Source organism: Ignavibacteriales bacterium (genome assembly GCA_026390815.1).
Classification (GTDB): Bacteria; Bacteroidota; Ignavibacteria; order Ignavibacteriales; family SURF-24; genus JAPLFH01.
The window spans coordinates 1-9,775 of the sequence record JAPLFH010000036.1 but is presented as its reverse complement, the minus strand read 5'-3'; the positions used below and the strand labels follow the sequence as shown (position 1 = coordinate 9,775).

8 protein-coding genes are annotated in these 9,775 nt (G+C 34.7%); 2 read left to right on the top strand and 6 right to left on the bottom strand.

Going from position 1 to position 9,775, the window contains the following annotated elements; translation table 11 throughout:
• Window positions 1–153: 153 nt before the first annotated feature.
• Genes NTX22_11745 through NTX22_11720 form a run of 6 tightly spaced genes read right to left on the bottom strand, consistent with a single transcriptional unit; the run spans window position 154 to window position 6,007 of the window.
• Complete coding sequence (locus tag NTX22_11745) at window positions 154–693, bottom strand: ORF6N domain-containing protein (GenBank protein ID MCX6151191.1); 540 nt, start codon at window positions 691–693, stop codon at window positions 154–156.
• A gap of 56 nt (window positions 694–749) precedes the next feature.
• Window positions 750–2,222, bottom strand: a complete 1,473-nt coding sequence (locus NTX22_11740; protein ID MCX6151190.1) for a sodium:solute symporter — start codon at window positions 2,220–2,222, stop codon at window positions 750–752.
• Between the two features lie 9 nt (window positions 2,223–2,231).
• On the bottom strand, window positions 2,232–2,579 hold the full coding sequence (locus NTX22_11735) for an STAS domain-containing protein (GenBank protein ID MCX6151189.1): 348 nt from the start codon (window positions 2,577–2,579) through the stop codon (window positions 2,232–2,234).
• A 14-nt stretch (window positions 2,580–2,593) separates the two neighbouring features.
• Window positions 2,594–3,133 (bottom strand): hypothetical protein, encoded by a 540-nt coding sequence (locus NTX22_11730; protein ID MCX6151188.1) that lies wholly within the window; start codon window positions 3,131–3,133, stop codon window positions 2,594–2,596.
• Complete coding sequence (ligA, locus tag NTX22_11725; protein MCX6151187.1) at window positions 3,130–5,145, bottom strand: NAD-dependent DNA ligase LigA; 2,016 nt, start codon at window positions 5,143–5,145, stop codon at window positions 3,130–3,132. The genes NTX22_11730 and ligA overlap by 4 nt, the downstream gene beginning before the upstream one ends.
• Window position 5,146: 1 nt before the next feature.
• On the bottom strand, window positions 5,147–6,007 hold the full coding sequence (locus tag NTX22_11720) for a DUF4115 domain-containing protein (protein MCX6151186.1): 861 nt from the start codon (window positions 6,005–6,007) through the stop codon (window positions 5,147–5,149).
• 290 nt (window positions 6,008–6,297) lie between these two features.
• Between NTX22_11720 and NTX22_11715 the strand changes: the two genes are divergently transcribed.
• Together NTX22_11715 and NTX22_11710 are read left to right on the top strand one after the other, a co-directional pair.
• Complete coding sequence (locus NTX22_11715; protein ID MCX6151185.1) at window positions 6,298–7,596, top strand: glucosyl transferase; 1,299 nt, start codon at window positions 6,298–6,300, stop codon at window positions 7,594–7,596.
• Window positions 7,597–7,609: 13 nt separating this feature from the next.
• Window positions 7,610–9,775: trypsin-like peptidase domain-containing protein (locus NTX22_11710; protein MCX6151184.1), on the top strand; the 2,166-nt coding region annotated here is incomplete at its 3' end.

Sequence of the window (9,775 nt, the reverse complement as noted above, 5' to 3'; positions counted from 1 at the left end):
GCCACCATGATACATTCCGCCCTGATACAAAAAAATCACTTACGCTTTGTGTGGCTCGCTTCCTTAACCATAGTGCTATTACCAGGTTGAAGACAAAATACAATGCGATAACTACTAAATCTGTAATGGTTAAATGCATCTCGGTTCCTCAATTTAATTCCTTGATAAATATTTAATTCTTTTTTCCTTTATCCGAAATCCTATTTCTTTTCTTGTCGGTTCAGGTGGAATCATCAATTCGCGAATAGCATCAAAAACAATTTTGAATTGAGCATCATATTTCTTTTCCATCTCCTCAAGTTTTTTTGCCAGTTCTTTATGAGTTGAAATAATTTCTCTTAGCTTTACAAAAGCACGCATAATATGAATATTAACATGAACAGCCCGTGGACTTCTAAGAACACTTGAAAGCATCGATACTCCTTGCTCGGTAAAGACATAAGGTAAATATCTTCTACCACCATAACTTGAGGTCACAAAATGTGACCTCAAGTTGGAGAATTCTTCTTTGCTTAATTGAAACATAAAATCTAATGGAAATCTGTCGATATTTCTTTTTACTGACTGAAGCAATGTTTTCGTTGGAATTCCATAAAGAGAAGCTAAATCGCTGTCAATCATTACTTTTTGATTTCGTAATAGAAAAATTTTCCGCTCAATCACCTCGTAAGGTATCAGTTTTTGGTCTTTCATAGGGATACCAATTTTTATTTTTGTCGTTCCCAAAGCTATTAAGTGTAATTAATAATTTACCTTTTAAGAATTTTTACTCTAAACAACCAACTAAAATTTCCAACAAATATTGTAACAGAGCAGCCGATAAATGTATGCCAGGTAAAATCTATTTTTGTAAAAAACAAGACTAACACCATTACTAAAAGTCCAGATATAAATCCCAAATAAGCATCGATTGATTTAGTTCTTTTAAATAATAGTCCGAGGAAAAAAGTACCAAGCAGACCACCATATGTTATAGAAGCAATCTTTAATCCCAATTCAATAACCGGGTTTTTAGTATCTGTAAAAAGCATTGCTCCGCCAATTAAAACTATGCCCCATAATAGCGTAAACAATCTTGACCAGATCATTCCTTTTTTTTCGCTTATGTTTTTATCTTTAGAAGAAAGCTTAAACAAATCCAGATATGTTGATGAAGCAAGAGAGCTAATGGAAGAAGAAAGAGATCCCATAGCTGAAGCAAGAACTCCGGCAATTACAAATCCAGAAATTCCAACCGGTAAATTTTCTATAATAAATTTAGGAAAAATTTCATCGGAAGATTTCAAGCCAAGCTGCTGATATGTAGCACCATTATAAAAAGCGAACAAACATAATCCAAGAATTAAAAAGAATAAGAATTGAATCACGATAAATGAAGCATCCAGCAGAAGTGCTTTTTGGCTGTCGCGTTTTGATTTACATCCAAGCAGTCTTTGTACCAGCAACTGATCAGTTCCGTGGGAAGCCATACTTAAAAATGTACCGCCAAATAATCCTCCTAAAAGTGTATATGGAGAGGAAAAGAAATTAATAAAGCTGCCACCTAAATTTAGATTTATTACTTCAAATTTATTTGTTCCATTGGCAGTTGCAAAAGCTACAACATCTTTCCAACCGTTTGGCAGATGATTGAGTATTAAATACATCGCAATTACTGCTCCGCCAAGATAAATAAACAGTTGAACCACATCCATCGTAACTACTGCTTTTAATCCACCAACATATGTATAGATAAGTGTGAAAGATCCAATTACCAGGATGCAGGTTGCATAATCCCATCCGGTTATAATATGAACCGGAATAGCAGTTGCAAATAATCTTACGCCAGAAGCAAGAACTCTTGTTGTAATAAAAACCGTTGAAGTAAATTTTCTTAATGAAAGTCCAAATCGTTTACCAAGAAAATCATATGCGGTTTCTAATTGACCACGAAAATATGATGGGATGAAAACAAGGCTGACGACTATCCTTCCAATAAAATATCCAAAAACAACCTGGAGAAAGTGCATGTTGGAATTGAATGCGAGACCGGGAATGCTAATAAATGTAAGTGTACTTGTTTCACTTGCTACAATAGAAAATCCGACAGCCCACCAAGCCATCTTCTTTCCACCTAAAAAATAATCGTTAACGGATTTTTGTTTTCCACCTGAAATTACACCGAAGACTGCTACTCCAATTAAGTATGCAGCAATAATGGCGTAGTCGATAGTTCTACCCATATTTTTTCTCTAAAGGTTATCTAATTCTTGCTGAGCTTCTCTTACATTATTGCAAATTGGAAGTACTCTATCAAGCTGAGAAATGTGAATAAGAGTAGATACACTTTTAGAAGGGGAAGCAATTCTAATAAATCCTTGATTTACACTTAGAACTCTGTAAGCAAGCAGCAGTGCGCTAAGCCCGGAGCTGTCGCAGCTTTCAACTTCAGAAAGATCAATAATTAACTTTTTTACATCATCGGCATGAAGAAGAATTGTAAATTCCCCTTTTACCATTCCGGAAAGCGAGGAATCGAGACGCTTTTCATTGAGTTTGAAAATTGTTGTATCTCCAACTCTTTTTACTTCAAAGTTCATTAGAAACTCATAGTTTATTGAAACATCTGTAGGGAATTTAATAAATTTCTATAAGAAAAGGCAGGATTATTTTCTTTATTTACCAAAAGCAGGTTATAAAATTTATCGGTGCGACCCCTTTGAAAACTAATTTTAAATTTTGCCGCAACAGAAGCTGCAATAACAGCCCCATAAATATCTTCTACCAGGTTTAGGTCAATTACAACATCAGCTTTCTTATCTAAAATATTATCCAAAATTGTGCTTGTAGGAAGATAAAGTTTTGTATAATCTTTAATTCCAAAATCAAAAAAAGTTAAACGTTCTTTCTTTTTTACAAGACTAACTCTAAAATCTCTTAGAAATAATCTAACATTTTTTTTCAATTCAACTAAAGAATAAACAAGCTCCAGCGAACTTCTGAATTCAGCGTCATCATCCGGCATTATAAGCAGAAAATCATAAGAATGGTGAATGAATTCTTTAAACGATACTTGTTCTAATTTTTTTTTGCCATATTTTTCAAGCGCAATAAAATAGCCGGCTTTCTTTTTTATTTGTTCAATTGCTTTCAAATTCCTTCTCTCAATAATTCAGCAAATTCTTCTTCACTCAAAATTTTAATTCCAAGTTCTTTCGCTTTGTTTAACTTAGAGCCTGCAGCTTCACCGGTTAAAACAAAATCTGTTTTTTTACTAACGCTGGAAGTAACTTTGCCGCCAAGGTTAATAATTTTTTCGGAGGCTTCTTCGCGGGAATATTTGGAAAGTGCTCCGGTTAATACAAAAATTTTACCTGCAAGTATATTTGATTTTTTCTTTTCAGCAGCTTTAAATTTCAATCCATCAGATTTTAAATTTTCCACAAGCTGTTGGTTATGAAGATCAGAAAAGAAAATCCTTACGCTTTTACTTATGCTTGACCCAATCTCATAAACACGTTCCAATTCTTCTTCGCTGGCATTCATTAAATCATCAATTGAAGAAAATGTATCTGCAAGTTTTTGGGCAACTCCGGAGCCAACATATCTAATTCCCAATGCAAACAACACTTTGTGGTAAGGTTGATTTTTACTTTCCTCGATTGTCTTAAGTAATTTATCAATGCTCTTTACACCAAATCTTTCAATAATGATTAAATCATCTCGCCTGGATTTTAATTTATAAATATCAGTGTACGTTTTCAAAAAACCGAGTTCAACAAACTGATCAATGATAGCTTCACCAAGTCCTTCAATATCCATTGCACCGCGCGATGCAAAATGAATGAGCCTTCCTTTAATTTGTGCAGAACATAAATGATTCTCGCAATAAATTGCAACTTCATCTTCCGGTTTGAATAATATGGAATTACAAACAGGACAATTTACCGGCGGAAGCGTTTCTTTACTTTCCTTTAATCTTTCAGATAAAACAACTGATGTAATTTTTGGAATTACATCTCCACCTTTTTCAATCGTTACGGTATCACCTTCGCGAATGTCTTTACGTTTTATCTCATCAATATTATGAAGAGTAGCACGGCTGATTGTTGAACCCGCTAAAAACACCGGCTCAAGCTCAGCAACTGGAGTAATAGCACCTGTTCTGCCAACCTGCCAAACAATCTTATTTAATTTTGTAACCGCCTCCTTTGCCTTGAATTTGAATGCAACAGCCCAGCGAGGCGATTTTGCAATGCTGCCCAAAATTTTTTGATGGTGAAGTGAATTTACTTTTATTACTGCACCATCAATTTCAAATGGCAATTGCTCTCTTTTACTTTCCAGGTATTTGCAGTATTCCAATACTTCCAAAATGTTACCGCAAAGTTTGTAATCTTTGTTTACTTTAAAACCAAATTGCTGGAGCAATTTTAAATTTTTCTGATGAGTTTCTAACTCCTGATTTTCCGAAATTAAATAATAAGTAAAAATATTAAGCGGACGAGATGCTACTAACTTAGGATCCTGAAGCTTAATGGTACCGGCTGCAAAGTTACGAGGATTTGCAAAAATCTTTTCTCCCTTTGCTTCTCTGTCTTTGTTCAATTTTTTGAAAGCCTCAACCTCAATATAAATCTCACCGCGCACTTCAAAATTTTTCAATTCTATTCCTGGTATTTTTTTAAGCTTAAGTGGAACAGATTTGATAGTTCTGATATTGGTTGTAACTTCTTCTCCGGTGGTTCCATCACCACGTGTAGCGGCGGTTTTTAGAAAACCATTTTCATATTTCAAGCTTACAGAAACTCCATCAATTTTCATTTCAACAACATATTCCGGTTTTTCACCAGATGGCAATCCATCACTAACTCTTTTATTAAAATCAACAAGTTCTTCTTCGCTATAAGTATTTGCTAAGCTAAGCATCGGTATAGAGTGGGTAATTTGATTGAAATCTTTTGTTAAATCTTTACCCACACGTTGAGTTGGGGAATCCGGTGTTATAAGATCGGGATTTTCAGTTTCAAGTTTTTCTAATTCTTTAACAAGCAAATCAAATTCGTAATCGCTGATGGTTGGATCTGCAAGAACATAGTACTGATGTTCGTATTCTCTGATCTGTTCGCGTAGATTTTCTATTCTTGTCTGAATTTGTTTATTCATTCTACCTGATTTCTTTCTTTATAGGAGTAATATAAGTTAATCCGGTTGAGTCGATCTTTATCAATTTTACCTCTTTATTTCCGCCTATGAATCCAAGTGATTTTTCATTTAAGTATAACTCAACATTTTTTGAATTACCAATTGTAAGCAAGAAATTTTTTGCAGCTTTAATTTTTTTTTGATTTGAATTATATAAAATAAAGTCCTGTTCAATTCCGCTGTTGTCCAATTTAACGCCAATCCATGCGGTATCTTTAGCCTTAATTAAAAGAGTAAGACTATCTTTTACTGAAAAAGATGTTATACCGGAAACAGGAGAAGCATCGTTACCAGTTTTAGCTTCATATCTTTGTTTTGTTTCGTTAAGAATTTCATCATACGGTCGCTCAGTAATAATTTCATTGGAATTACCCTTTATAAAAAACAAATAAATTATAACTACAAGTGTAAGTACAACACCAGCTAAAAATAAAAGTTTAGGATTAACATTAATCTTCCTGGCAGCTCCATCTTCTGTTGTGGAACTATGAGAAACATCTGTTCCGGTATAAGCTTTTTTGGGGTTTCCTGGCATTTGATCTTCTTTCGTTTCGTTAGGTTCCAATGAATCTTTTTCGTTAATCAGCTTGCCCGATTTAGCTGCATCGTATCTTTTCATAGTGTTAACCTCGTCTAAGTCAACACTGGTTGCAAAAGCTCTAATAAAAGCACGAAGGTAAACTTCGGGAAGCACTTCAAAATTACCAGCTTCTATATCTTCAAGAAATTTTATATCTATCCTGGTTTTTGTATGAATTTGACTTAGTGTAATGCCGCTTTTGATCCGGGCGTCCTTTAATTCATCTGCAAATTTTTTTAGCATATTATTAACTCAAAATCTTTTTTGTGGTGTGTAAGATATAAAAAAGTTAGAAGGAAAGAAAGATTGATAGTGAAGTGTCAAATGTGAAACCTAAAACTTGAGACGGTAATTATTGAATAGTTGATCTAATTTCCCTTGTGCCTTACGCCACATACCGATAAAAATTCTTTCAAAATAATTTTCATATCTATTTTTTTTTGGAAAATTTTCTATATTGAGCTGGGGATAAAATTTTCTTCTCTTTTTACCCCGTGGGTTTATACATTAATTTTAACAAGAGATAACTTACAATGAAAAGCAAAATTATGAACATACTACTTATATTTTTAATTACTTCAATATTAAGCTGTAATACAACAGAACCCAATGGGACAAAAACCATTTCCTTAACTGTTGAAGATGTTTCCTGCACAGAAGCCTGGCTTAAGATAAGCGGAGCAGCAGGCAGCAGCCTTATACTTAAGCGTGATGATAAAGAAATAAAAAACATTATTTTGAGAACTGCTGACACAACAGTAGTTGATGATTCTTTACAACCTGATAAAAGTTATGCTTACCAGGCATTAATAAAAACCAGCAGCGTTATAACAGAAGGCAGCCCAAAGGTAACTGCAACTACAATGGATACCACCAGCCACAACTTTACCTGGCAAACATTTACATTTGGTTCAGGAGTTGCGACAAGTGATTTGAAAGACGTAGCGATAATAGATAAAAATAATATTTGGGCTGTTGGAGCTATTTACTTAAAAGATTCAATTGGCAACCCTGATCCGCAAGCATATAATGCTGTTCATTGGGATGGAGTGAAGTGGGAATTAAAGAAAATACCTTTTTATTATCAGGGGACTCCTTTTTACGGTCCAATTTATTCTATTTATTCATTTGGAGAAAACGATATTTGGTTTGGAATAGGGAACATGATTCACTTTGATGGGAAAAATTATAATTCAGTCATTATTCCTGGTACAATATTTCAATCTATTATTAACAAAATCTGGGGTAATGAAGATTATTTGTATATAGTAGGCAACGATGGGAATATTGCACGATACAATAGAAAAGCTTCTGTTGGAGGCTGGCAAAAAATAGAAACAGGAACAGACTTAGACATTTCAGACATATGGGGTAATAATGATAATATTATTTGCGTTGCCGGTAAAGATTATCAGAGCTTTCGGAAGGAAATATTTTTAATAGATGGCTCAACGATAAAACGAAAAATAAAAAACGATGAATTATATTTCCTGAGGTCCCTTTGGTTTAAGAATAAATATAGAACTATGTTTGTCGGCACTTCAATTTTTAATATCGATAATATTTTAAATGATACTTTAATAAAGGAAGTACATATTGACAGGGTTAATTATGCACTTAATTCAATAAGAGGGAACGGAGCAAATGATATATTTACTGCGGGAGCTTTTGGGGAGATCCTGCATTATAACGGAGGAAGCTGGGAGAGCTATATAGATCAAACACATATAAATGGAAATTATTACAAGATCGCTGTGAAAGGTGATTTAGTAGTTGCAGTAGGCTTAGACAACCCCAACGCAGTAGTTGCAATGGGAATCAGAAATAAATAATACAGAGGTAAATATGCAGTTCTCTAAAAAGTTCTTGTTCATCAATTTCTTAATACTTTTTGAAATACTTTTATTCATTAACCTTAGTAGTCAAAATAGAAGCCTTTCAAAAGGAAATCCCCCAAGTCCCTGTAGTATATGCGGCGGTACTGATGATCGGATTCCATCTTTTAATAACGCAATAGGAAGAATTGTACGGGGCGATGTAGTAGTAGGAACAGCCTGGGCAACAAAAAATAATAAGTTTGTTACTGCCGGGCATTGTTTTGAAAATACAAACAATTTAGTCCTTGAATTCAATGTTCCAAACTCAACTTCAGGTGGTGTAATACAGCATTCCGGTGATGCTGATAGATATACTATTGATATTGGCAGCATTGCTAAACAAGATGTACGTGATTGGCAAGGAAATCCTATAGAGGGTAAAGATTGGGCTGTCTTTAGTGTATATGCTAATTCTATAACAGGTAAATATCCAATAGAACAATATGGAAGCTATTTAAAAATAACAAGGAAAAATAATCCTACGAATATCCGGATTACAGGATACGGTACAGACGATGGATCATCAAACTACATTCAACAAACCTCTGTAGGTTCATTTTCTTCATATAATGTAACTAATAACGCATTATATTATAATACTGATACTCAGGGTGGAAATTCCGGAAGCCCTATCATTGATGAGGCAACAGGGTACGCTGTTGGTGTACATACACAAGGTTATTGCCCTAGTTTTCCAAATGGCGGCACTAGCTTATCTAATAGTACCTTTTACAATGCGTTGGGTTTAGTTGATATAACTATTGATCAATATACTGCAAGCGGTTCACAAATGACAGGATCAACTTTAAATCTATGGGAAGGTTCAAGTTTCATTGGCTATCCTATCTTATCATCATTATTCAACTTTAATAAAAATTCAGTGCAGATTTTTAAAGCATCACAGTCATTATATAACTCAACTGAAAAATTTTATAATTGGGGCTCAAGTAGCCAAATCATAAATCATAACACTTTTACTATCGACGGCAGTACCAACACAATTGCATCATATTTTGGATTAGTCGCTTCGGGGGATTTAACAATAAATTCATTTTTACCCGAGACTAATGTGTATAGAGGAAATGTTGAATTCAAAGATCCCTGGCTTTATGATTACCAGGATGCAGGTTATGGAAATAATTACCGTAACAGAGGCACGAATGGAATATTTTATTCCTATGCAACACCATTAGTATTGAATATAAATACTACGACAAGTGGTGGAATTCATTACAATGGGATTTTTCTCAATCAAAGCGGTCCAGGTCAAAATTGGAATCCACCATATTATACCGTTCACACCACCCAAACCCAATCAGTAAATTTCGGTGGTTCCATCGGCACAAGAACCTGCTATTTCCAAAACTGGAGTACAACGAATGCAACATTACAAAATGCCAACACAAATGAAACGCCTATTGTTTTTACTTCTTCAGGTGCTGTTGTTACCGCAAATCTTAAAGGGCATCTAATATCTAGTGTTACAACTGGTTTAAGCACCACAAGCCAACGTAAAATAGTAGCTGATAGTTACAATTATTTACATATGGTCTATGAATCAATGGGCAGCGTTTGGTACAGCCGCAGCACAGATGCAGGCGCAACCTGGAGCGCTGAACAAAAAGTAAACATTGCAGGCAGTAATGCCAAGTGCCCTTCCATTGCCTGCTCCAATGATGGTTACGATCTTATTTATATAACCTATCAGAGTGATGTAGATGATCTCGGTTGGGCTACGCCTTCCATACTGTTGGCTCAGTATAGATTAGGCAGCTTTAGATGGAGAAGTTTAGTGGATTATATTAGCGCCTATACTTACAATGCAAATTCGGTGGTTACAGCGCTTAATGGTTATGTCTTTGTTATTCATAAACCAACCTCATCAACTGCTTTTACAGGTAAAGAATTTGCAATTAACACAAGTTATAATGTCTCTGCTGTTTACAGCCGCGGTAATGTTCCAAACACAGATGCAAACAGTACAAGTCCTTCACTTACAGTTTATGGTTCTGGTGGCGGTAAATATTATTTAGCTTATCAACAGGGAACAACTGAAGTTAAATATTTTGGCTGGGGAATAAATTCAGCATATGGTTCACAGGAGAGTGCTACAATATCAACCGGTAGCGGCGCA

Coding starts and splice junctions, on each gene's coding strand:
- NTX22_11745 (MCX6151191.1), bottom strand. CDS start 693: ATGAAAGACCAAAAACTGATACCTTACGAGGTGATTGAGCGGAAAATT.
- NTX22_11740 (MCX6151190.1), bottom strand. CDS start 2,222: ATGGGTAGAACTATCGACTACGCCATTATTGCTGCATACTTAATTGGA.
- NTX22_11735 (MCX6151189.1), bottom strand. CDS start 2,579: ATGAACTTTGAAGTAAAAAGAGTTGGAGATACAACAATTTTCAAACTC.
- ligA (MCX6151187.1), bottom strand. CDS start 5,145: ATGAATAAACAAATTCAGACAAGAATAGAAAATCTACGCGAACAGATC.
- NTX22_11720 (MCX6151186.1), bottom strand. CDS start 6,007: ATGCTAAAAAAATTTGCAGATGAATTAAAGGACGCCCGGATCAAAAGC.
- NTX22_11715 (MCX6151185.1), top strand. CDS start 6,298: ATGAAAAGCAAAATTATGAACATACTACTTATATTTTTAATTACTTCA.